Raw genomic sequence first — 23057 nt, forward strand, 5'->3', positions numbered from 1 at the left:
AAGGAGGAAAACATTATGCCGAAAATGAAGACGCACAGTGGTGCAGCAAAACGTTTTAGAAAAACAGGTAGCGGCAAGCTGAAGCGCAGCCATGCATATACAAGCCACTTGTTCCGCAACAAAACAAATAAACAGAAGCGTCGTCTCAGCAAACAAGGTATTGTAGACAAATCTGACCAACAGCGTATCGCAAACTTACTGCCATACGACAAATAAAACGAAAACATTCATGATTGAAGGAGGGATTGACGATGCCAAGAGTTAAAGGTGGATATACCACGCGTCGTCGTCGTAATAAAGTACTAAAACTAGCAAAAGGGTATCGAGGATCCAAGCACAGCTTGTTTAAAACAGCTCGCCAGCAAGTAATGAAATCCTTGCAGTATGCATACCGCGACCGTCGTCAGCGTAAGCGCGATTTCCGTCGTCTCTGGATTACGCGTATCAATGCAGCAGCACGCATAAACGGACTTTCTTACAGCCGTCTTATGTATGGATTGAAGCAAGCAGACATTCAAGTAAATCGTAAGATGCTTGCAGACCTTGCTGTTAATGATGAAAAAGGTTTTGCTGAACTTGCTGAAAAAGCAAAGGCTAACTTGAAATAATGTATCATAGGTCTGGGAATCGCAGGATATCCCGGGCCTTTTTTCGTGCACAGCAAAGAAAAAGCACAGATGATGTACTAGAATGCGATAAAAAGGATTCTATAAAGTGTTTTGGGGTTATCACCATCTTCCCCCTTTTCTGGCTGGGCGGTTCTTCGGGCTCGCCTGCCGCGGGCAGAGCTTTACATTTATCAAGGAATATTATCCCGATGGACCTTCTGCTTTTGCTTTTCCGCAGGCATTTCTCCTGATTGCCGCTAACCAGGTAATAGACAATAAAGCACGCAATAAATTCACTCCAAATTTGTATGAGAACTTAAAAAATAGGAGAGAACGTTTGTGGATACGGTATTGTTGTTATATCTTACGGTTGTTAATATATTGTCGTTTGTCTTAATGTGTGTGGATAAACGAAGAGCCCGCCGCCGAAAATATCGGATCAGCGAGCGCCGGTTGTTATCCATTGCTGCTATTGGCGGGAGTGCCGGGGCATGGACAGCGATGTATACGTGCCGGCACAAAACGCAGCATGCCGCGTTCTTTATTGGCATCCCGCTGCTGTTATGTGTCCATGTCATCTTGTTCATATGGTTAGGTATACTTGGATGAACTGCTCACCGCTTATTGCTCTTGCGAACTGATTGAAGCGGCAGCCTCCCGGTTAAACCTGCTCATTTTCCGCTTGCCGAATAAACTCTTTAATCGGGCTTTTCCAGTCAATGTCTGCATGTGGATATTGTTGCTTGATTTCGTTTTCTAAAAAAGTGAAGTCTTGGTGCTGCAGTCCTTGTAATTTGTCTTTATTTTTCACCCAGACAGAGACCGAAACAATTTCAAATGCTTGTTCTGTAGTACCTAAATACTTTTCTCCTTCAAACATGACGCCTTTGTACGTAATTAAAAAGTTTTTGCGTACATTCTTTTTTTCATCGAGAAAATAGAAGTTCCGCTTGTCATGGGCTATTTCCAGCTTGCGTTTTGGATTTAAAATATATTTAATGACCGCATAAATAAGAATCACAAGCGCGATCACAATAAGAGCACGTATAAGAAGAGCCACTTTGTCTCCCTCCTAGCAGGTGTGATGTCATCTGAGTTCGTATCATACATGTACGAACAGATACGTGTATACGTTTCATTTTAATAGAAATTTATACAGAAGGGAAAGATAGCATGAAACAATTATTTTCTATCCAGCGTCGTTTGGACGAGCGCATCTTACAAGAACATCAGCTGGAGAGAGAAATGATTTTTTCCGACAAGCTGCTTGCCTTGCAGGTAGAAGTAGGGGAGCTGGCCAATGAAACGCGTTGTTTTAAATATTGGAGTAAAAAGCCAAGTGCAGAGAGAAGCATCATTTTAGAAGAATATGTTGACGGCCTTCATTTTATTCTGTCACTAGGTATTGATAAAGGATGGGAAGAAGTACCAGAGGAAATAGAAGATGCTGATTCATCGTTGACAGCTCAGTTTCAAACTGTTTATCAATATGCAGCTGATTTAGCGAAGTGTTCGGAGAAGCAAACATATATCCGTTTATTTCGAGCATATTTAGAGCTAGGGGGGCTGCTTGGCTTTTCGAGACAAGAAATTGAAGAAGCGTATCTTTTGAAAAACAAAACGAATCACAAGCGCCAAACAGAAGGATACTAACACCGAAAAACGAAGTATTTGTGTATAATAACAGATACTTATATACTAAAAGAAGGAAAAACATGAAGGTATTACATATGAAGGAGGAATATAGGTGGCAGAAATGGATCAAACTGTAAAAATGTTAAAAGAGTTAACGGATGCAAATGGTATTCCGGGAAACGAAAGAGAACCCCGCCAAGTGATGGAAAAGCATATTTCAGACTATGCTGATGACATCAGCTATGATCACCTTGGCAGTTTAATTGCGAAAAAGACAGGCAAAGCCGGCGGACCGAAGATTATGATTGCAGGCCATTTGGATGAAATTGGGTTTATGGTCACACAAATTGATGACAATGGCTTTTTGAAGTTTGAAACGGTTGGCGGCTGGTGGAGCCAGGTGATGCTGGCACAGCGCGTAAATGTCATGACAAAACAAGGAAATATTGTCGGTGTGATTGGTTCAAAGCCTCCGCATATTCTTCCAGCTGACCAGCGTAAAAAAGCAGTGGAGATTAAAGACATGTTTATCGATATCGGTGCGTCCAGCAAAGAAGAAGCAGAAAACTTTGGTGTAAAGCCAGGGGATTCGGTCGTACCTATTTGCGATTTTACCGTGATGAACAATGAAAAAATTATGATGGCCAAGGCATGGGATAACCGAATCGGCTGCGCAATTGCGATTGAGGCTCTTAAACGCCTGCAAGGAGAAGAACATCCGAACGAAGTGTACGGCGTTGGGGCGGTGCAAGAAGAAGTAGGCTTGCGCGGAGCAAAGACAGCAGCTCACAAAATTGCGCCGGATATTGGGTTTGCAGTCGATGTAGGTATTGCAGGTGACACGCCGGGCGTATCAGATAACGATGCAAGGGCCAAAATTGGAAAAGGCCCGCAAGTGTTAGTATTTGACCGGTCCATGGTTTCTCACAAAGGCTTGCGTGATTTCGTCACAGGCATCGCGCATGAACATAATATTCCTTTCCAATATGAAGCGATGAGCGGCGGCGGAACAGATGCTGGTTCCATTCACTTGTCAGGAGATGGTGTGCCGTCTTTAGCGGTTACGGTTCCAACCCGCTACATTCATACACACGCAGCTATTTTACACCGTGATGACTTTGAAAATGCGGTCAAGTTAATAGTTGAAGTAACAAAACGGCTCGATGCTGATACAGTGAAAAAAATTATTTTTGACTAAAAAATGAGGCTGTCTCAAAAGGGAGCTACCCTTTAGACAGCCTTTTCTGTACGTTGTCTTGTGTCTCATACGAAGAAGGGATATGGAACGGATTGTGTGAAAGCGGATAAGGAGAAGACAGTTTTCTTTATTATTTCAGCCCTTCAGCAATTTGGGAGATGACTTGCTCTTTTTCTTGTTCATCTGCGTGATTCCAGAATACTTCAAACAATACACCCAAACCTGGAAGCATTTTTTCTTCCCCGCTTTGTACGGCATCTTGAATGGTAGCTTCTACCTGTTCTTCGTTATGGCCAGACACATTTTCGAGTATCGCTGCACGTAAATTAAATGACATCTCAAGTACCCTCCTGTTTGTGTTAAAATGGTGATATCAACATATGTCGATATATGTAGTATGAGAAGTTGAAGAATTTATATACTGTTGGGATGACAGGAGAAAACAAACGATGTGGACGGTATGTATAAGGGAAGGGAAAGTTCGTGAACAAAATCGAGTCTGTGAAAAATCCATTCATAAAACAAATCAAAAGATTGCAAAAACGAAAACAACGGGAAAAAGAAGGATTGTTTGTTATTGAAGGCTATCATTTGGTTGAGGAAGCTCTGCACCATGCGGTGGAAGTGCAGGATATCTTAGTGACAGATGGCAAGTCCATTCCAACAGGGGTATCTAAAGTAAATGTGACGCTCATCACAAGCCAAGTAGCAAAGGAAATCAGCACAACAGCAACGTCACAAGGTATATTTGCATTATGCCACCTCCCTCAAGATGAACGCTTCGTGATAACGAAGAAAGGCAGTTATTTACTGATTGACGGTGTACAAGACCCGGGTAATCTTGGGACGATGATTCGAACAGCGGATGCGGCCGGCGTAACAGCTGTCATCTTAGGAGAAGGAACCGTAGACGTGTATAACGATAAAGTAATTCGGGCGACTCAAGGTTCTTTGTTTCATCTTCCGGTAATAAAAGGAGATCTCGAAGAATGGATTCAAGCGTGTAAAGATAATCGTATCCCCGTATTTGGCACATCGCTGCAGCAAGGAACTACCTATACAGCGATTGAAGCGCAAGATGGGTTTGCGTTAATTGTCGGAAACGAAGGAGCGGGAGTCGATGAAAAATGGCTTGAACAAACGGATCAAAACGTATACGTTCCCATTTACGGAAATGCGGAATCATTGAATGTATCCGTTGCCAGCGGAATTTTGCTGTATCATTTGAAGTTAGCTCATTAAAGGCCTGGCAAAGAAAAAAGAGATGGGAAAAGCAGACAGCATGTTTTCACTTTTCCTGCAAGCGGAGGAGATTTCTCAAAAATGGGAAGTGGATATCTCAGTGAGATGAGGACAGGTAAATGTCGGTTAGGCATGGGCTTGCATTTTGTGTTAAACTATTTGTGAGCAAATGCTAGTATGATTGCCTGCTGCGTAAATAGCAGCTTGTTTTTGGCTGTCGTCTGCCGCAAGCGAAGAAATCATGAACCGAAGACATAAACATCCATTGTCTAACCGAAGACAAGATAAACTGGCTACACGATGATGAAGAACGTTCATATGTTTTTAAAAACTTTCCGCTTCAAATAAACCGTTAAAAGGGTTAAGAGGTGAATGCTTCAAACTTGAAGCAGGTGAACCATAAAAATAAAGCAAAAGGCTGTGAAGGAGAGTAGTACACTAGATACCACCATACAGGGAGGGAGTGCCGCCGACTGAAAGCATTCTTATGGCAGGACTGGTCGAATTCACTCCGGAGCCGGCACCGGAAAACAGTCACGGATGATTGTTAAGGTGTTTCCGGATTTGTCCGTTATCCGAAATGAAGTGAACGCCGGCATTTTGCGGCGTTAACAAGGGTGGTACCGCGAACCTTCGTCCCTTTTTGGACGGAGGTTTTTTATGTTGTCACATATAAAACAAGGTGTTTGATACTTCGTATGATACACGGTACAAGGGCAGCCGTTCACACTTGGCAGCTAACATGAAAAAATAAGGAGGATTTCGCATGATTGATCGGCTTCAGGAGTTAGGAAAAGAAGCACTCGAAGAAATAAAACAAGCAGACACCGTAAAAGCGTTAGATGCTGTTCGTGTCAAATATCTTGGGAAGAAAGGCCCGATTACAGAAGTGCTGCGCGGCATGGGGAAATTGTCCGCCGAAGAGCGCCCGAAAGTAGGACAGAAGGCAAATGAAGTACGAGAAGAAATTCAACAGCAATTAGAGCAGAAAACAGAAGAGTTGGAAAAAATTGCTTTAGAAGAAAAGCTGCAGGAAGAAAGCATCGATGTCACGCTGCCTGGAAAAGAAGTGAAACGTGGCGCTCGTCATCCGCTGACTGCAGTGGTCGAAGAAATGGAAGACATTTTTATTGGACTTGGTTTTTCTGTTACGGAAGGACCTGAGGTGGAAACAGATTATTATAACTTTGAAGCGTTAAACTTACCGCCTGATCACCCGGCAAGAGACATGCAGGATTCGTTTTATGTTACTCCAGATATGTTGCTTCGCACGCAAACATCGCCGGTTCAAGCGAGAACAATGGAAAAGTTTAAAGGCAAAGGACCTGTAAAAATCGTATGTCCAGGGAAAGTGTACCGCCGTGATGACGACGATGCAACACATTCCCATCAGTTTATGCAAATGGAAGGTTTGTATGTAGATGAAAACGTGCGAATGAGCGATCTGAAAGGAACGCTAGAAGCTTTTGTAAAAGAATACTTTGGTCCGGATCGCACCATCCGTCTTCGTCCAAGCTTTTTCCCATTCACAGAGCCGTCAGTGGAAGTAGATGTGTCTTGCGGTATTTGCGGAGGAGATGGCTGCAGAATTTGTAAACATTCCGGATGGATTGAAGTGTTAGGAGCTGGCATGGTGCACCCGAATGTTTTAACATATAACGGTTTTGATCCGGAAAAATACAGCGGCTTTGCATTTGGCATGGGTGTTGAACGATTTGCGATGCTGAAATATGGCATTGATGATATTCGTCACTTTTATACAAATGACATCCGCTTTTTAGAACAATTCAAACGGGTTTAAGGAGGCTTGAAGAATGCTTGTTTCATATCAATGGTTAAAAGAATACGTAGATATTAGTGATTTAACAGCGGAAGAAACGGCAGAAAAATTAACGCGCGGCGGTGTAGAAGTAGACTTGCTACATCCGAGAAGTGAAGGACTCGATCACATTGTTGTCGGTTTTGTTGAAGAGTGTGAACAACATCCAAATGCTGATAAATTGAGAATTTGTCAGGTGAACACTGGGAGTGAGACAGCACAGATTATTTGTGGAGCTCCCAACGTGGCAGCTGGCCAAAAAGTGGCTGTGGCCAAGCCGGGAGCAGTTCTTCCGGGCGGGATGAAAATCAAGAAAGCAAAACTTCGCGGTGAAGCATCTGAAGGGATGATTTGTTCGCTGCAAGAGCTTGGCATTGAACAAAAGCTGGTTGCCAAAGAATTTATGGACGGTATTTATGTTTTTCCAGAAGATGCTGAAGTAGGAGCGGACGCAGTGAATGAGCTTGGTCTTCGCGACACGGTTTTAGAGTTGGACCTGACGCCGAACCGCTCCGACTGCTTGAGTATGATTGGCATTGCTTATGAAATGGCTGCTCTGTTGGACCGAGGTGTACAGCTGCCAGATGCATCCTTTACAGCAGCGAGTGAATCAGCAGCAAATAAAGTGTCTGTACGTGTGGACGTGCCAGAGGATAATCCGTATTACAGTGCAAAGGTTATTAAAGAAGTAACAATTGGACCATCACCGTTATGGATGCAGAATCGCTTAACAGCAGCTGGTATTCGTCCAATTAACAACGTGGTAGATATCACCAACTATGTCCTTATCGAGTATGGGCAGCCGCTTCATGCATTTGATTTGGACCGGTTTGGTTCTGAGAGCATTGTTGTAAGGCGTGCTCAAGAAGAAGAGACGATAACGACTTTAGATGAGGAAGTACGCACTCTTTCTAGTGAACATATGGTTATTACAAATGGAGAAGAGCCAACGGCACTCGCAGGTGTGATGGGCGGTGCTTTCTCAGAAGTGCAAGAAGATACGACAGCGATTCTCTTAGAAGCGGCTTATTTCACCCCGGCACGTGTCCGAAAAACATCCAAGGATACGGGGCTGCGCAGTGAATCCAGTATCCGCTTTGAAAAAGGAATCGACCAAAATCGAGTCGAAGAAGCTTCCGCGCGTGCGGCTTATTTGCTGGAGCGTTATGCAGGCGGCAAAGTGCTTGACGGAACAGTGGAAGAAGATCACAGAGTCCAGGAAAAACACGTGATGACAACAGACACAAACCGTGTGAACCAATTGCTTGGTATGGACATCACGCAGGATGATATCGTGTCCATTTTCCGCCGTCTTCGTTTGCACACCGAAGTGGACGGAGAGAACATAGCAGTAGAAGCATCCACACGAAGGCCGGATCTTCGTATTGAAGAAGATTTAATAGAAGAAGTGGCCAGGTTGTACGGGTATGATTATATTCCGACGACACTTCCGCATGGAACGACAACACCGGGCGGTTTGAGCACAGAACAAAAAGACCGCCGTACGATTCGACGCTTTTTAGAAACAAGCGGGCTTCACGAAGCTATTACCTACTCCTTAACGAGTCCTGATAGAGTAAAACGGTTCTTGTTGTCTGATGTGCCGGGAACGGTTGATGTTTCATTGCCGATGAGTGAAGAACGCAGCACGATGCGCACAAGTTTAATCCCTCACCTTTTAGATACTGTGCAATATAATCGCAATCGCCAAATAAACGATACAGCACTGTTTGAGCTTGGTTCTGTATTTATCGGGGAGGAATCTAGTTTAAGCAGGCAGCCTGAGGAGAAAAAGGTGCTTGCAGGTGCTGTGACAGGACTTTGGGATGTTCATTTATGGCAAGGAGAAAAGAAGAAGACAGATTTCTTTGTTGTCAAAGGCATTCTTGAAGGGCTGTTTAAGGAAGTCGGCATTGGTGATCAAGCATTGTTCGCCCCGTCGCGGCATAATGACTTGCACCCGGGAAGAAGTGCTGATGTATCCATTAATGGAAGAACGTTTGGGTTTATCGGACAAGTTCACCCGAACGTGGAAAAAGAATGGGGCATAAAAGAAACGTATGTTTTTCAATTAGACTTGGACATTTTACTATCTGCAGACAAAGAACCAACCTCTTATGCAACGCTGCCAAGGTATCCTTCTATTTCGAGAGATATTGCATTGGTCGTTGGGGAAGATGTGGCAGCAGGTGAGGTAAAACAAGTTATTGAAGAAGCTGGTGGAGAATTGTTAAAACAAGTAACATTGTTTGATGTGTATGAAGGGGAAAACCTCGAAGTAGGTAAAAAATCATTAGCGTTCTCCCTTGTGTATCTGGATCCGGAACGTACGCTTACCGATGAAGAAGTAACGAAAACCCACGAGCATGTTCTTGCGGAGTTGACTGATAAAGTTCAGGCGGTTCTTCGTCAATAATAGATGAAAGAGGCTGTCCAAAAGGTCGTGAATGTTGATCTTTCGGGCGGCCTTTTTTATAAGGTAAGAACGTATAAAAGTTTGGCACTTTCATGGTTCAGTGCAACCGCCTAGCTGCTCGAGGTTCCTTCGGTCTGTTCATGGAAAGCAAAGGGCAGCTTTCCATAGACGAGCCCCTAGATACCCGGAGCGGCTTGGCTGGCTTTTATGTTTTTTGCACAATAAGGCATGGCTGTTACCTTTTTGGCAAATAGTATAAGAAAGTAGTGATATTGCTGCTTAGGTGGAGAAGCAGGATGAGCGTTTCAAGTACGCAGAGTATGCAGAGCAATACGTGGGCGGTTACGCTTTTATTAAAATGATTTCCAATCTGATGTGATTTTGTTATGATAATGGGTAGGTATTTGGAGATGAAAGGGGCTTGTCTGGTGGATGCGGAAAACGATAAAAAACGAACAACCGTTACAATATATGGCCAGCAATACACCATAAAAGGAGATGAACCTCCAGAACACGTGCTAGGTGTGGCCGAGTACCTTGATCAAAAAATGAAAGAGTTCAAAGAGCATAATCCATACTTAGATACAACAAGATTGGCTGTGTTAACCGCTTTAAATGTTGTGGACGAATATATTAAATTACAGGAAAAATTAGACCGTTATGAAAACGAAGGACGAACGGATGTAGATGGGGAACGAGGATAAATGCTTAGTCTATTGATTATTGTGATATTGTTGGGGAGTTTTTTCATCGGCTTGCGCCGGGGATTTATTTTACAACTTATTCATCTTGTCAGTTTTTTTGCCGCGCTGTTTGTTGCTTTTTTCTTTTATCGGGAGGCGGCGGAATATTTGCGATTGTGGCTCCCTCATCCGAAAGTAGAATCGGATGGAGACGGGGTCATTTCTATGATGGTAGAGTCTTTTAACAATGAAGCCGTTTATTACGCAGGGATTTCTTTTTTCTTGCTGTTTATTATGACAAAAATCTTGCTGCAAATGATTGGATCAATGCTGGATTTTGTTTCGCGCATTCCTGTGCTGCAAATGGTGAATAGATGGCTTGGCGGATTGTTAGGGTTTGTGGAGACATACGTTGTGCTGGTTGTCTTTTTGATAACGGCTGCTTTAATTCCGATTGAGAATCTTCAGCAGATGCTTGAAGGTTCTTGGGTTGCGAACTTGATGATCTATCATACTCCATTTTTGTCTGAGTGGCTGCATTCCTTATGGACAGAAGGGGTATAAGGAAAACTTCTCATCATCGAGAAGTTTTTTCGTCGGCAGGCAAGAAAAAATATACATATGGATGGCACGATGGTCTATATCGAGCCCGGCAGCTTAGACATTTGCAGGCAAGATGAGATTCAGCTGGGCAGGCAGCTCTGCTTTTGCAGCACAAGCATCTTGTTGGAAGGGGTAACCTGTATGAATAAGAAAGAGCTTATTAAACATTTAGAAACGATTGCGGTGTATCTCGAGTTAAAAGGAGAAAATGCGTTTAAAATTTCTGCATACCGTAAAGCCGCACAAGCATTAGAGCAAGATGAGCGGTCCTTACGAGAAATTGATGATCCGGCGGCATTGAATGGCATTGGAAAAGGAACGGCTGCGATTATAAAGGAATTGCGTGAGACAGGTCAATCCGAACTGTTGGAAACATTAAAACAAGAAATTCCGTCAGGACTCATTCCTTTATTAAAGCTGCCTGGTTTAGGCGGAAAGAAACTAGCCAAACTATATCAGGAGTTAGATGTTGTAGACGCTGCTTCTTTAAAAGAGGCTTGTGAGCAAGAGCAAGTACAGCAGCTGCCTGGTTTTGGAGCAAAAACGGAACAAAAGATACTGGCAGCTGTACAAGAACAAGGAACACGCCCCGAGAGGCTGCCAATCAGTTATATGCTTGATGCGGCTCAAAAAGTGGAAACGGAATTAAATCAATTCGAAGATGTGAAACGCTATGCGAGAGCAGGCAGCTTACGACGGATGGAAGAGACGGTAAAAGATCTTGATTATATTATATCAACCGAAAAAGGAGATGCTGTACGCGCCCAATTACGAAAGCTGCCATTCATATCGGATATTGTTGCAGATGGAGAAACAAAAGTCTCTGTGGAACTTGATTTTGAATACAGTATTCAGGTAGATTTTCGCTTAGTGGAAGAAGCTGCATTTGCTACAACGCTCCATCATTTTACGGGTTCGAAAGAACATAATGTTATGATGCGCCAACTTGCGAAGGCACAAGGTGAAAAAGTAAGTGAGTACGGGGTGGAAAAGCAAGACACGGGTGATGTGATTACATTTGAAAGCGAAGAAGGTTTTTATAACCATTTCGGCTTGCACTACATTCCGCCCGAAGCGAGAATTGGCAGAGATGAGATCAATGTGTATAAAGAGCCGTTTGAAACCGTTCAAAAAACGGATATACGCGGAGACTTGCATATGCACACGACATGGAGCGATGGGGCTGTGTCGATTCGGGAAATGGCCGAAGAGGGGAGAAAACGCGGCTATGAGTGGATGGCTGTTACGGATCATTCCAAGTTTTTGCAAGTAGCTCACGGCCTTGATGAAGAAAGAGTGCTTCGTCAAATAGAAGAAATACGCCGCGTTAATGAATCTCTCGATGACATGGAACTGCTGGCGGGAATCGAGATGGATATCCGCCCGGATGCGGTACTTGATTTAGAAGAAAGCGTATTAAAAGAGCTTGATGTCGTGATTGCTTCTATTCATTCTTCATTTTCACAGACCGAAGAGGAAATCATGCAGCGTCTCGAGGCGGCACTGAACAGCCCTTATGTCCATATCATCGCCCATCCTACAGGAAGGCTGATTGGAAGGCGGGAAGGTTATAAAGTGAACGTAGACTGGCTGTTAAAACGGGCAGGTGAAACACAAACAGCCGTTGAATTAAACGCGAATCCGAACCGGCTTGATCTGAATGCCGGTTGGCTGCGAAAAGCACAAGAGTACGAGACGTTTGTGACAATTAACACGGATGCCCATCACCCCGGAATGCTGGATGACATGGAGGTTGGGACGGGTATTGCTAGAAAAGCCCTCTTGAAAAAAGAACAAATCATCAATACGAAACGGTATGAAGATCTGGCTGCTTTTCTGCATACGAAACGAGCACACTTGAAAGCGTAACGGTCTGCCGGCGGGTGGAGAGTGTGATACAAGCTAGATCGGCATTGGCAGAAAAAGGAACATGATGACAGACAGGAAAGATATAGAAAGACGAAGCTTTTGTCACGAGATGCTGGCAGAAGCCAAGTTTTTTTAAAAAGGGTGAAATGGATGAATGCACGAGTCAGACGTGTTTTAGAATATGACAAAATGAAAGAACAGCTAAAAGCTCATGCAGCGTCTTCGTTAGGCCGGCAAAAAATTGATGCATTGACACCATATACTGATTTAGCCGCTGCGAAAAAAGAACAAGAGCGCACATATGAAGGCACAAAAGTGCTCCGCCTAAAAGGTCAGGCGCCTTTAGGGGGGATACGGAGCATTTATGCCCACGTCAAGCGCGCCCAAATCGGCGGCATGTTACATCCTGATGAATTAATGGAGGTAGCAGATACCATTTATGCAAGCCGCCGATTGAAGTCTTTTATTGAAACAATGGTCGAAGAAGAGGTGGAGCTGCCACTTTTGCTGGAACTAGTCAGAGAGATCGTGCCGCTGACAGATCTCGAGCGGGCCATCAAGCAATGCATTGACGATCATGGTGAGGTGATGGATGGAGCCAGTCCTGCTCTTCGAAGTGTTCGGCAGCAAATTCGAACCAGTGAAGCTGAGGTACGCTCTAAGTTAGAACAGCTGATTCGCTCGTCTGGACAGCAAAAGAAGTTATCGGATGCCATCGTGACGATTCGAAATGACCGCTATGTGATTCCGGTAAAACAAGAATATCGAACTTCCTTTGGCGGTATTGTCCATGATCAGTCTTCTTCTGGAGCAACGCTGTTCATTGAGCCGCAATCGGTTGTACAAATGAACAATAAATTAAGAGAAGCACGAGTGAAAGAACGCCAAGAAGTCGAAAGAATATTACAAGAGCTGTCAGCTCATGTACAAGAACATACCGACGAACTAGTCCAAAACAGCGACTATTTGGCCGAGCTGGACTTTCTCTTTTGCAAAGCATACTACGCAAAAGCAATCGATGCCGTGCAGCCTCGTTTAAACGACGAAGGCCGGTTTCGGTTTAAACAAGCCAGACACCCTCTTATTTCACAAGAAGAAGTCGTTCCGATTGATGTGGAACTGGGAGACGATTTTTCTTCCTTAGTGATTACGGGGCCAAATACCGGCGGGAAGACGGTCACGCTAAAAACGGCGGGGCTGTTGACAATGATGGCACAGTCAGGCCTGTTCCTGCCAGTGGACGAGGATTCAGAGGCAGCGGTATTTACCGATGTGTTTGCAGATATCGGAGATGAACAGTCGATTGAACAAAATCTTAGTACATTTTCTTCCCATATGACAAACATTGTTGATATTTTGCAGCACATTAATCATACAAGTCTTGTTTTGTTTGATGAAATTGGAGCAGGAACAGACCCGACAGAAGGAGCGGCGCTTGCTGTTTCGATTCTTGACTACGTGTACCAAACCGGTGCGAAACTGATTGCTACTACTCACTACAGTGAACTAAAAGGGTATGCTTATAATCGCGAAGGTGTAATGAATGCAAGTGTGGAATTTGATGTCGATACACTCAGTCCAACATACCGTCTGTTAATTGGTGTGCCAGGGCGCAGTAATGCGTTTGCGATTTCACGCCGTCTCGGCTTGGATGAAAACATTATCCAAAATGCCGAAAAAGAGATTGACGCAGAAAACCGACAAGTGGAAAAAATGATTACATCGTTAGATGAAAAACGCCGGGACGCTGAACAAGAAATGACGGAAGCAGCACAAATAAGAGAGCAGGCCGAAGAGCTTCATAAAGAACTGGAGCAGAGAATACAAGCGTGGAATAACCAAAAAGAAAAGTTAATGAAAGAAGCGGAAGAAAAAGCAGAAGCGGAAGTGAAAAAAGCGCAGCAGAAAGCAGAAGACATTATCCGGGATTTGCGAGATCTGCAAAAAGAAGGATACCACGTCAAAGAACACCAGTTCATTGATGCGAAAAAAGGACTAGATGAAGCGGCTCCTAAACTCACCAAACGCCAAAAACAAATTAAAAAACAAGCGCAAAAAGCTCAGTCCTTCAGCCCTGGTGATGAAGTGCGTGTACTTAGTTTTGGCCAAAAAGGACAAGTGTTGGAAAAGGTTAACAACAAAGAATATCAGGTGCAGCTTGGTATTATGAAAGTCAATGTAAAAGCAGAGGATATGGAAAAGGTGAAGGCAGAGCCAGTGAAACAACCTTCCCGGCCGGTAACAACAGTTTCTAGAAATACTCATGTGAAGCCAGAGCTTGATTTGCGCGGCATGCGTTATGAAGAAGCGATGCATAAAGTAGAAAAGTATCTCGATGACGCAGTATTAGCAGGGTATCCGCAAGTTCATATTATTCACGGAAAAGGCACCGGAGCACTGAGAAAAGGTGTTAAAGAGCTGTTAAAAAAACATCCTAGTGTCAATCAAACGCGCGATGGCGGGATGAATGAAGGCGGCATGGGGAATACCGTGGTGCAATTAAAGTAAAAGCTGCGTGAATGAGGGTCATGGAAGGGGAAATAGGAAAATATGGAAGTGATTATGCAAAACACTTTCGCTGAGACGGCAGCGAACTTTAGTGTAGCCGTCTTGTCTTTGATTGTTTTTTTAGCAATCTTTGAAACGATTACTCCTTATAAAAATTGGGAAGAAATTAAGAATGGAAACATCGCTGTTGCCCTTGCTACAGGCGGTAAGTTATTAGGTGTAAGCAACATTCTTCGATTTTCGATTGAACATAACGATGCCATCTTAACGGTGATTTTATGGGGAGCATATGGTTTTTTTCTATTAGTGTTAAGTTATGTGATGTTTGAATTTCTAACACCGATGTTTAAAGTGGATGAAGAGCTGGCGGCGGATAATCGAGCAGTTGGTTTTATTTCGTTTATTATTTCCATAGGTTTATCATATGTTATTGGAGCTGGAATATTGGCGTAAGGAGCGAAAAGGGTGGAGAGGTTAGCTAAAATTTTAATTGCATGCTGTATCTTATTTGTTATAGCTGGAGCAGTGTATTTATTGTTTTTTGTGTAAGGCAGCTTTTCAAAGCAGCAGTGCATATATCACACAGATAGAAACAGGCGGCAGGTTTTGCTGTCTGTTTTTTTGTTTTTTCTATAACGTTTATTAGAGTCATCATCTCCTCCCAGCCGACTCTTATCAGGTTGCTTGCGTTTTTGTGATTCTTTCATGCTCGTGCTATCTATTCACCTTGACATTCGTAGGAGAAGCCATGTTTCGTACCCATATATATTTTTGTAAACGTTGGTGGAATTCGCTATGTTTTTTCTTTTACTTAGTCTGGCAGTTGGGGTGGAACCTCAAATATTTGAATGCGGCTGTAAAAAAAGAAGGAAAGGAAAAGAATAACACAGAAGGGATGATATGGAAACAAAAGCATAAAATAGGGTAGGCGCATAAGATGGTGAATTGTTTTTCTAAAGGAGGAAAAACCATGAAACAAGAGAAAGTCTGGCTGCAGCACTATCCAAAAGGCATTCCGAAGTCCCTTCATTATGAAGAGAAATCACTGCATTCGTATTTAGAGGAAGCAGCCGCTAAACATCCTTTCAAAACAGCACTTCACTTTATGGGGAAAAACATGACCTATCAGACCGTTTACGAAAAAGCAAGAAGACTTGCGTACCGGCTGCAGCAGCTAGGTGTAAAAAAAGGAGACCGCGTCGCCGTCATGCTTGCTAATACTCCGCAGTCTGTTATTTGTTACTACGGCGTATTAATGGCAGGAGCAGTGGTAGTACAGACTAATCCACTATATGTAGAAAAAGAAATTCAACATCAGTTAAAAGACTCGCAAGCAAAAGTAATGATCTGCCTCGATCTGTTATTTCCTCGTGTAGAAAAAGTACGGGCACAAACGGATGTAGAACATGTCATTGTTACAAGTATCAAAGATTATCTCCCCTTTCCAAAAAATTTCATCTATCCTCTTACACAAAAGCGAAAAAACAACTTACGCGTTCATATTGTCTATAATGAAATCACACATCCTCTGAAAGAGATATTGTCCACAAAGGCCGGGAAACTTAAAGACTATCACATACGTCCAAAAGAAGATTTAGCTCTGCTGCAGTATACAGGCGGAACAACAGGCAGAGCGAAAGGAGTTATGCTGACACACTATAATTTAGTAGCTAACACAAAGCAGTGCTTGACGTGGATGGAAAAAACGAAAAAAGGAAAAGAAGTACTGCTTGCTGCGCTTCCATTTTTTCATGTCTACGGTATGACAACTGTAATGAATGTATCTGTTATGCATGACGCAAAGATGATTATCCTGCCAAAATTTGATCCCCTGCAAGTGCTAAAAGCGATTCAAAAGCATCGTGTCACGCTGTTTCCCGGAGCACCGACCATGTATGTTGGATTGGCTCACCAACCAAAATTGAAAAAATATGACTTATCATCAATCAAAGCATGTTTAAGCGGCTCAGCTCCGCTGCCATTAGAAGTACAAGAGCAATTTGAACAATTAACAAAAGGAAAGATTGTCGAAGGATATGGGCTGACAGAAGCCTCACCAGTTGTCATATGTTCTCCAATCTGGGGAAAGCGTAAGCCAAAAAGCATCGGCTTGCCTTGGCCTGATACAGATGCTGCCATCCTTTCCCAAGAAACCGGCAACATCGCAGAAGCAGGTGAAATTGGCGAGATTATCGTAAAGGGGCCGCAAGTGATGAAAGGGTATTGGAGCAGAGAACAGGATACAAAAGCTGCTTTTAAAGACGGATGGTTGTTAACCGGAGACATGGGGTATATGGATGAAGACGGCTATTTTTACATTGTCGATCGTAAAAAAGATATGATTATCGCAGGAGGTTTCAATATATATCCTAGGGAAGTAGAAGAAGTGTTGTATGAACATCCGGCTGTTCAAGAAACAGCGGTCATTGGAGTAGCTGATCCGTACCGTGGAGAAACCGTAAAAGCATTTATTGTGTTGAAAGAACATCAACACGTAACGAAAGAGGAGTTAGAAGAGCATTGCCGGAAGTATTTAGCTGCCTATAAAGTGCCGCACCAGTTTGAATATCGAAAAGAACTGCCAAAAACAATAATAGGCAAAGTATTAAAAAGAACACTAAGCGAGGAAGAGAATGCAGCAGAAGAAAAAACAAACAAAACAATGTAATGGAGCATAAACACATGTAATTCGTCTTTTTCCAAGCAGCACAATGACGTGCTGTTTTTTTACATTGATCGAAAATATATGATTTACAAGTGCTGCCAAATGCCGCGTTTGCAAAGACCCTGCTTCAGCACCGTCACCAGCACAATAACAGGATCAGTATATTAATATGGGATAGTAATGATACAGCATTTCAAAGGTTTCAGTCCATAAATGATATGAAAACAGAAGGGAAGACAAAAATCAGCGCATGCTGCTTTTTTATAAGGTGAGAAAGTATAAAAGCGTGGCGTTTTCATTGTCCAGCGCAAGCACCTGCTCGCTCGAGGTTCCTTCGGTCCGTCCATGGAAAGCAAAGATCAGCTTTCCATGTGCCGGCTTTCACGATGCTTGCGCTTTTCTTTGTGTACTGTTTTGTTATCTTTTTTCCACATTCATATTGACAGGTATGATTGTTTCGAATACACTGAATGTATAATATGAATGAATGGTCATTCATTTATGGTTCATTGCTCAAGGAAGGAAGGGAACAATGGGAAAAAAGAAAGGCGCAAAATATGAACAAGTCATCGAAGCAGCAATTAAAGTGATTTCCCAACACGGTTACCATAATGCAAAAGTCTCACAAATAGCCAAAGAGGCTGGTGTAGCAGATGGGACCATCTATCTTTATTTTAAAAATAAAGATGATATTCTCATTTCTTTATTTAAAGAAAAAATGAGTGTCTTCGTTGAGATTATTCGGAACGCACTAGAAAAACAGGAGACAATGGAAGAAAAGCTAAAAACATTGGTGACGCTTCATTTCAAGCAGCTGGCGAACAATCCTGAATACGCCGTGGTTACTCAGCTTGAACTAAGACAGTCGAGCAATGAACTTCGTTATCATATCAATGAATCATTGGTGCAGTATTTGCGTTTGATTGAAGGCATTATTAAAGAAGGCGTGGACATCGGCGCTTTTGATTCGAATTTGCATTTGAAGATTGCCCGCCAAATGATTTTTGGTGCATTGGATGAAGTGATAACAAATTGGGTGATGAACGACTGCAAGCATGATTTAGTTGCTTGTGCAGAACCAGTTTATCACATGTTGTTGTTAGGCATTAAAACAAGGGAGAATAACTAAAATCGTATATGTTCATACCGCCCGTTTTTCATTTTCTTATCATCCTGCCGGGCGGCAAAAAACAATTGTTAATTTTCAGAATAACTGAAACCTTCAAAACTTGGTATGTACTACATTTTTAATTTTTAGATACAAGGGATTGTTCTTTGGAACAATAGCTGAAAACAAGGATACTCTAGGAGGTTATAAAACAATGAACATTTATGTCATTATGAAAAGAACATTTGACACAGAAGAAAAGATTGTTATTAATGATGGAGTTATTGATGAGGATGGAGCAGAATTCATTATTAATCCGTACGATGAATATGCAATTGAAGAAGCTATTGTACTTCGTGATGAACACGGAGGGGAAGTTACGGTTGTTACCGTAGGAGATGAAGATGCTGAAAAAGAATTAAGAACAGCTCTAGCGATGGGGGCTGACAAAGCAGTACTGATTGATGTAGAAGATGTTGATGAAGAACTGGATCATTTCTCTATCAGCAAAGCATTGACAGCATATTTCAGCAAGAAAGAATATGACATTATTCTTGGGGGCAATGTTGCTGTTGATGATGGTGCCGGCCAAGTAGCTTCACGTGTTGCTGAAGGGCTTGGTATCAATCAAGTAACGACGATTACCAGCTTAGAAATAGATGGAACAGCTGTCAACATCGAAAGAGATGTGGAAGGAGATGTCGAGAAAATTGAAACCTCTCTTCCGCTGCTTGTTACTTGCCAGCAAGGATTAAATGAACCGCGTTATCCATCGCTTCCAGGTATTATGAAGGCGAAGAAAAAACCTCTTGATACCATTGACCTGGATGATTTGGATTTAGAAGAAGAGGATGTGGAAGCAAAAACGAAGACAATAGACCGCTTCCTTCCACCTGAAAAGCAGGCAGGAAAGATATTAGAAGGCGAAGTAGATGAACAAGTAGATGAATTGGTCCAGCTATTGAGAAATGAAGCAAAAGTCATATAATGGAGGGATTTTGGCATGGCAATGAAAATGTTAGTATTAGGTGAAGTGAAAGATAACGAATTGCGTAATGTGACGTTTGAGGCAATAGCTGCTGCTAAAACAGTCGCTGATGGCGGCGAAGTAGTAGGAGTATTGTTTGGTGAAAACCTGCAGCAGCATGCTGAGAAAATGGTGCACTACGGAGCAGATCGCGTGATAACTGCAGAAAAGGAAGAACTTAGCCAATATACCACTGATGCTTATCAGCAGGCGCTTTTACAAGTTTGTGATGTGGAAAATCCGGAGGGCATCATAATGGGTCACACATCCAGCGGAAAAGACCTAGCGCCGCGCATTGCAGCGAAATTAGACTGCGGACTGGTCACAGATGCCGTAACGGTAGAAATAGAAGACGGACAGTCTGTGTTCACGCGCCCGATTTATTCCGGGAAAGCATTTGAAAAGAAAGTGATGGAAAACGGCAGAATTTTTGCAACCGTACGACCGAACAACATCGCCCCATTAGAAGAAGATACGTCTAAAACAGGAGATATCTCTTCTATGAATGTCGATATCAAAGACCTTCGCAGTATTGTAAAGGATGTTGTGAAAAAATCAAGCGGCGGTGTTGACTTATCCGAAGCGAAAATTATTGTTGCTGGCGGCCGCGGCGTAAAAAGCGCAGAAGGGTTTCAGCCATTAGAAGAATTAGCAGAAGTGCTTGGTGCAGCAGTTGGTGCTTCTCGAGGTGCTTGTGATGCAGAGTATTGTGACTACGCCCTGCAAATTGGGCAGACAGGGAAAGTTGTCACACCTGATTTGTATATAGCAGCAGGTATTTCCGGGGCAATACAACACTTAGCCGGCATGTCTAATTCAAAGGTTATTGTCGCCATTAATAAGGACCCTGAAGCACCAATTTTTGAAGTTGCGGACTACGGCATTGTTGGAGATTTGTTTGACGTCATTCCAAAACTGACAGAAGAATTTAAGAAAGTAACATCTTAATACTGGAATATGAGAATGCTCTAAAAGACTATTCCGCTTTTGGAGCATTCTTTTTTTTGGCTCTACAATATTTGTTGGGATTATCATTATACCTATTCTTTTGGGCTGGATATACCTTAAAGAGAATGTGCTGCGGCCAGCGCTTTCAGTTTACCGGGGAAGGTCAGCCCGATGAGCTTTTTTTCAAAGAAGTAGACAAACTGCCGTTTCTACTACCTTTTCTTTCTCATAGAGTATGACATATCTAGTAGAGAAAGGAAGAGTAGAATGTTTCATCAAACGATGACAAAAATGGTGCAATCATACCGTTCATATATTGACAAACCATTAAAGGATGAAATATTACAGCTGAATAAATCATTTTCACGAATACCTTGTTTTCTTCATAAAGCAATGGAACATCGTATGATGCGTTCAAAGCAATTGTCTGTCGTTATTGAATTCGAACCGAATCATTATAAAGATGGATACAGGCAAGTATGCCAAGTGATAAATGGCAAAAGAAAATGTGGTGTGCGTAAACAATTTTCACTTATTTCCTGCTGCAGTGCTGATGTTACACCGGATGCCTTAAATCAAGTATTTCGTTCATGTAATCATATTAAAAAAGTTTATTTAAATCGTACGGTTCATGCCTTGTTAGATAAAGCCGTACCTTCTGTTAATGCAGATAATCTTCAAAGAAACAATAATCATTTAACGGGAAAAGGAGTGACAATTGCTGTAGTCGATACAGGTATTCATCCGCATGAAGATTTGCAAGGACGTATTGCAGGATTTGTCGATTTTATTGAGAATAAAACGGCCCCATACGATGATAATGGCCACGGCACGCATTGTGCTGGCTGTGCGGTAGGGAGCGGGGCGGCTTCCGTTGGGCAATATCAAGGTCCGGCAGCAAAAGCAAATATCGTCGGAGTAAAAGTATTGGATAGAAACGGTGCAGGAACGCTAGAAACGATGATGCAAGGGTTACAGTGGTGTATGGAATACAATAATAACCATGAAAATAAAATAGACATTATTAATCTATCACTAGGTTATCCAGCACAGCGATATGATGAAGCAACGGATGACCCGATGGTCAAAATGGTGGAAAAGGCCTGGGAAAACGGAATTGTCGTCGTCGCAGCTGCTGGAAATGAAGGGCCGGAGCCTCAAACAATTGCCAGCCCAGGTATTAGCGAAAAGATTATAACGGTAGGAGCTCTTGATGATCAAGACACGGCCGTGAAAGAAGACGACGAGGCTGCTGATTTTTCAAGCAGAGGTCCGACTGTTTACGGAGAAACAAAGCCAGATGTTATTGCCCCAGGTGTGAACATTATTTCTTTGCGTTCTCCGCGTTCCACGCTGGATAAATTACAGAAAACAAATAGAGTAGGTAAGAATTACTTTTCGATGTCGGGAACCTCGATGGCATGTCCTCTTGTTGCAGGAGTTTGTGCCTTGCTGTTAGAAGCTGACCCAAGCATCTCTCCAGACCGCGTAAAGAAATTGTTAATGGAAGGAGCAGATACGTGGTCAGATGAAAATCCCAACATTTATGGAGCAGGTTATGTAAATGCAGAAAATTCCCTGAATTTGCTAAAATAAATAAGTATTCGCTTTTGCTCCTTTTCATGCTTCAAATAAGAATAGAAGCAATATGTTCGCAACAAGATACACGTAATGCTATAATGACAATGAATCATTGAATGCATGATTAAAGGAGGAACTTTCTTAATGGCAATTGTAAATGTATCCGATCAAAATTTTGCTGATGAAACATCCCAAGGTGTCGTACTTGCCGACTTTTGGGCACCATGGTGCGGACCTTGTAAAATGATTGCTCCTGTTTTAGAAGAAATTGATTCTGAAATGGGCGAAAACATTAAAATTGCAAAATTGGATGTGGATGAAAACCAAGAAACTGCCGGAAAATATGGAGTAATGAGCATCCCGACTCTGCTTGTATTTAAAGACGGCGAAGTGGTTGAGCAAGTAGTCGGTTTCCAGCCGAAGGAGCAATTAGTAGAGCTATTAAATAAACATCTCTAAAACGAGTATATATAAAAAACTGCTGATTCAATGATCAGCAGTTTTTTATATAGTTCTGTGCATGATGTTGTTGCAAAGAAGGTGTCTATGAGCGTCTGCCGAAACGGTTTGCTTTTTGGCACCTGGCAGCTGTCTTGTTTTGCTGACGCGGGACTGATATTTTTTTCAGGTGTTGTGTCTAACTAGCTTGTTTACACGAACAATGACTATTGGTAACAGAGTCGTTTATATCAAAATGAAGGGGGAGAAATCGTGAGTGTACAAATAAAGCGTATCTATGAAGAAACAAAGGAGAGCGACGGTGAACGTGTACTCGTCGACAGAGTATGGCCTCGTGGTGTATCAAAAGAAAAAGCAGCACTTGATGATTGGGATAAAGACGTTGCTCCGAGCAGTGAGTTGAGAAAATGGTTTCAACACGACCCAGAAAAGTTTCAACGGTTTGCACAAGCATACAAACAAGAATTACAATCAAATCAAAACAGCAGCGAAGCGTTTGAAGCACTTGTAGAGAAAGCTGCATCACATACCGTTACGCTTTTGTATGCAGCCAAAGACGAAACATACAATCACGCGGTATTGCTGAAAGACTGGATTGAGCAGCGTTTGCACGAGAAGTGAAAGAAAGGGGGCTGGCATGTGCCGCAGTTGAAAGAAAAACTGGCAGTGCTGCCAGAGCAGCCTGGCT

The 23057-nt window shown here is 42.6% G+C and carries 22 protein-coding genes and 1 other annotated feature; of the genes, 20 read left to right on the plus strand and 2 right to left on the minus strand.

The genetic code is table 11. The annotated features are described in order from the left end of the window. Positions 1–15: 15 nt before the first annotated feature. From rpmI to BLT18_RS05430, 3 genes are all read left to right on the plus strand, one after another. Positions 16–216 carry a 50S ribosomal protein L35 gene (gene rpmI / locus BLT18_RS05420; protein ID WP_091271947.1) on the plus strand — a complete coding sequence of 67 codons (201 nt, stop codon included), beginning with the start codon at positions 16–18 and terminating at the stop codon, positions 214–216. 35 nt (positions 217–251) lie between these two features. Further along, the gene (gene rplT, locus BLT18_RS05425) at positions 252–608 is read left to right on the plus strand and encodes a 50S ribosomal protein L20 (protein ID WP_091271949.1); all 357 of its coding nucleotides are present in this window, start codon (positions 252–254) and stop codon (positions 606–608) included. A gap of 339 nt (positions 609–947) precedes the next feature. Further along, positions 948–1217, plus strand: a complete 270-nt coding sequence (locus BLT18_RS05430; RefSeq protein ID WP_091271950.1) for a DUF1294 domain-containing protein — start codon at positions 948–950, stop codon at positions 1215–1217. A 52-nt stretch (positions 1218–1269) separates the two neighbouring features. On the opposite strand, the gene BLT18_RS05435 is transcribed toward BLT18_RS05430, so the two are convergent. After that, positions 1270–1668 (minus strand): sigma-w pathway protein ysdB, encoded by a 399-nt coding sequence (locus tag BLT18_RS05435; RefSeq protein ID WP_091271951.1) that lies wholly within the window; start codon positions 1666–1668, stop codon positions 1270–1272. Between the two features lie 113 nt (positions 1669–1781). On the opposite strand from BLT18_RS05435, the gene BLT18_RS05440 reads away from it, so the two are divergent. Continuing rightward, entirely contained in the window at positions 1782–2261 is a 480-nt protein-coding gene (locus BLT18_RS05440; protein ID WP_091271953.1) for a dUTP diphosphatase, read from the plus strand. A gap of 103 nt (positions 2262–2364) precedes the next feature. Further along, positions 2365–3441, plus strand: a complete 1077-nt coding sequence (locus BLT18_RS05445) for a M42 family metallopeptidase (RefSeq protein ID WP_407639918.1) — start codon at positions 2365–2367, stop codon at positions 3439–3441. A gap of 130 nt (positions 3442–3571) precedes the next feature. Here BLT18_RS05445 and sspI read toward each other — a convergent pair whose 3' ends face one another. Then, positions 3572–3778, minus strand: coding sequence for a small acid-soluble spore protein SspI (sspI, locus tag BLT18_RS05450; RefSeq protein ID WP_091271955.1), 207 nt, complete (start codon positions 3776–3778; stop codon positions 3572–3574). 146 nt (positions 3779–3924) lie between these two features. Between sspI and BLT18_RS05455 the strand changes: the two genes are divergently transcribed. The 15 genes from BLT18_RS05455 to BLT18_RS05530 all read left to right on the plus strand — a co-directional run bounded on the left by BLT18_RS05455 (position 3925) and on the right by BLT18_RS05530 (position 22990). Continuing rightward, entirely contained in the window at positions 3925–4683 is a 759-nt protein-coding gene (locus tag BLT18_RS05455; protein WP_091271956.1) for a TrmH family RNA methyltransferase, read from the plus strand. A gap of 411 nt (positions 4684–5094) precedes the next feature. Continuing rightward, positions 5095–5327: a binding site (T-box leader), on the plus strand. Between the two features lie 122 nt (positions 5328–5449). Then, the gene (gene pheS, locus BLT18_RS05460; RefSeq protein ID WP_091271958.1) at positions 5450–6484 is read left to right on the plus strand and encodes a phenylalanine--tRNA ligase subunit alpha; all 1035 of its coding nucleotides are present in this window, start codon (positions 5450–5452) and stop codon (positions 6482–6484) included. A gap of 13 nt (positions 6485–6497) precedes the next feature. Further along, positions 6498–8918: a phenylalanine--tRNA ligase subunit beta gene (pheT, locus tag BLT18_RS05465; protein ID WP_091271959.1), complete on the plus strand. Its 2421-nt coding sequence runs from the start codon at positions 6498–6500 to the stop codon at positions 8916–8918. Positions 8919–9328: 410 nt separating this feature from the next. Beyond that, positions 9329–9622 (plus strand): cell division protein ZapA, encoded by a 294-nt coding sequence (gene zapA, locus BLT18_RS05470; protein WP_091271961.1) that lies wholly within the window; start codon positions 9329–9331, stop codon positions 9620–9622. Continuing rightward, entirely contained in the window at positions 9623–10165 is a 543-nt protein-coding gene (locus BLT18_RS05475) for a CvpA family protein (RefSeq protein ID WP_091271963.1), read from the plus strand. 180 nt (positions 10166–10345) lie between these two features. Continuing rightward, entirely contained in the window at positions 10346–12073 is a 1728-nt protein-coding gene (polX, locus tag BLT18_RS05480; protein ID WP_091271965.1) for a DNA polymerase/3'-5' exonuclease PolX, read from the plus strand. Positions 12074–12223: 150 nt separating this feature from the next. Then, positions 12224–14581, plus strand: coding sequence for an endonuclease MutS2 (locus tag BLT18_RS05485; RefSeq protein WP_091271966.1), 2358 nt, complete (start codon positions 12224–12226; stop codon positions 14579–14581). A 42-nt stretch (positions 14582–14623) separates the two neighbouring features. Further along, positions 14624–15034 (plus strand): DUF350 domain-containing protein, encoded by a 411-nt coding sequence (locus BLT18_RS05490; protein WP_091271968.1) that lies wholly within the window; start codon positions 14624–14626, stop codon positions 15032–15034. 517 nt (positions 15035–15551) lie between these two features. Next, the gene (locus BLT18_RS05500) at positions 15552–17249 is read left to right on the plus strand and encodes a long-chain-fatty-acid--CoA ligase (RefSeq protein ID WP_091271971.1); all 1698 of its coding nucleotides are present in this window, start codon (positions 15552–15554) and stop codon (positions 17247–17249) included. 529 nt (positions 17250–17778) lie between these two features. Further along, on the plus strand, positions 17779–18375 hold the full coding sequence (locus BLT18_RS05505) for a TetR/AcrR family transcriptional regulator (RefSeq protein ID WP_139184711.1): 597 nt from the start codon (positions 17779–17781) through the stop codon (positions 18373–18375). Positions 18376–18568: 193 nt separating this feature from the next. After that, positions 18569–19342: an electron transfer flavoprotein subunit beta/FixA family protein gene (locus BLT18_RS05510; RefSeq protein WP_091271972.1), complete on the plus strand. Its 774-nt coding sequence runs from the start codon at positions 18569–18571 to the stop codon at positions 19340–19342. 15 nt (positions 19343–19357) lie between these two features. Beyond that, the gene (locus BLT18_RS05515; RefSeq protein WP_091271974.1) at positions 19358–20329 is read left to right on the plus strand and encodes an electron transfer flavoprotein subunit alpha/FixB family protein; all 972 of its coding nucleotides are present in this window, start codon (positions 19358–19360) and stop codon (positions 20327–20329) included. 267 nt (positions 20330–20596) lie between these two features. Next, on the plus strand, positions 20597–21925 hold the full coding sequence (locus tag BLT18_RS05520) for a S8 family peptidase (protein ID WP_091271975.1): 1329 nt from the start codon (positions 20597–20599) through the stop codon (positions 21923–21925). Between the two features lie 129 nt (positions 21926–22054). Further along, positions 22055–22369 (plus strand): thioredoxin, encoded by a 315-nt coding sequence (gene trxA, locus BLT18_RS05525; RefSeq protein ID WP_091271977.1) that lies wholly within the window; start codon positions 22055–22057, stop codon positions 22367–22369. 252 nt (positions 22370–22621) lie between these two features. Continuing rightward, complete coding sequence (locus BLT18_RS05530) at positions 22622–22990, plus strand: DUF488 domain-containing protein (RefSeq protein WP_091271978.1); 369 nt, start codon at positions 22622–22624, stop codon at positions 22988–22990. Positions 22991–23057: the final 67 nt, after the last annotated feature.

The sequence above is a fragment of the Alteribacillus persepolensis genome, assembly GCF_900099605.1.
Lineage (GTDB): Bacteria > Bacillota > Bacilli > Bacillales > Marinococcaceae > Alteribacillus > Alteribacillus persepolensis.

Coding starts and splice junctions, on each gene's coding strand:
- BLT18_RS05500 (WP_091271971.1), top strand. CDS start 15,552: ATGAAACAAGAGAAAGTCTGGCTGCAGCACTATCCAAAAGGCATTCCG.
- trxA (WP_091271977.1), top strand. CDS start 22,055: ATGGCAATTGTAAATGTATCCGATCAAAATTTTGCTGATGAAACATCC.
- BLT18_RS05485 (WP_091271966.1), top strand. CDS start 12,224: ATGAATGCACGAGTCAGACGTGTTTTAGAATATGACAAAATGAAAGAA.
- pheS (WP_091271958.1), top strand. CDS start 5,450: ATGATTGATCGGCTTCAGGAGTTAGGAAAAGAAGCACTCGAAGAAATA.
- pheT (WP_091271959.1), top strand. CDS start 6,498: ATGCTTGTTTCATATCAATGGTTAAAAGAATACGTAGATATTAGTGAT.
- zapA (WP_091271961.1), top strand. CDS start 9,329: ATGAAAGGGGCTTGTCTGGTGGATGCGGAAAACGATAAAAAACGAACA.
- BLT18_RS05520 (WP_091271975.1), top strand. CDS start 20,597: ATGTTTCATCAAACGATGACAAAAATGGTGCAATCATACCGTTCATAT.
- BLT18_RS05510 (WP_091271972.1), top strand. CDS start 18,569: ATGAACATTTATGTCATTATGAAAAGAACATTTGACACAGAAGAAAAG.
- rplT (WP_091271949.1), top strand. CDS start 252: ATGCCAAGAGTTAAAGGTGGATATACCACGCGTCGTCGTCGTAATAAA.
- BLT18_RS05505 (WP_139184711.1), top strand. CDS start 17,779: ATGGGAAAAAAGAAAGGCGCAAAATATGAACAAGTCATCGAAGCAGCA.
- BLT18_RS05445 (WP_407639918.1), top strand. CDS start 2,365: ATGGATCAAACTGTAAAAATGTTAAAAGAGTTAACGGATGCAAATGGT.
- sspI (WP_091271955.1), bottom strand. CDS start 3,778: ATGTCATTTAATTTACGTGCAGCGATACTCGAAAATGTGTCTGGCCAT.
- BLT18_RS05490 (WP_091271968.1), top strand. CDS start 14,624: ATGGAAGTGATTATGCAAAACACTTTCGCTGAGACGGCAGCGAACTTT.
- polX (WP_091271965.1), top strand. CDS start 10,346: ATGAATAAGAAAGAGCTTATTAAACATTTAGAAACGATTGCGGTGTAT.
- rpmI (WP_091271947.1), top strand. CDS start 16: ATGCCGAAAATGAAGACGCACAGTGGTGCAGCAAAACGTTTTAGAAAA.
- BLT18_RS05515 (WP_091271974.1), top strand. CDS start 19,358: ATGGCAATGAAAATGTTAGTATTAGGTGAAGTGAAAGATAACGAATTG.
- BLT18_RS05440 (WP_091271953.1), top strand. CDS start 1,782: ATGAAACAATTATTTTCTATCCAGCGTCGTTTGGACGAGCGCATCTTA.
- BLT18_RS05475 (WP_091271963.1), top strand. CDS start 9,623: ATGCTTAGTCTATTGATTATTGTGATATTGTTGGGGAGTTTTTTCATC.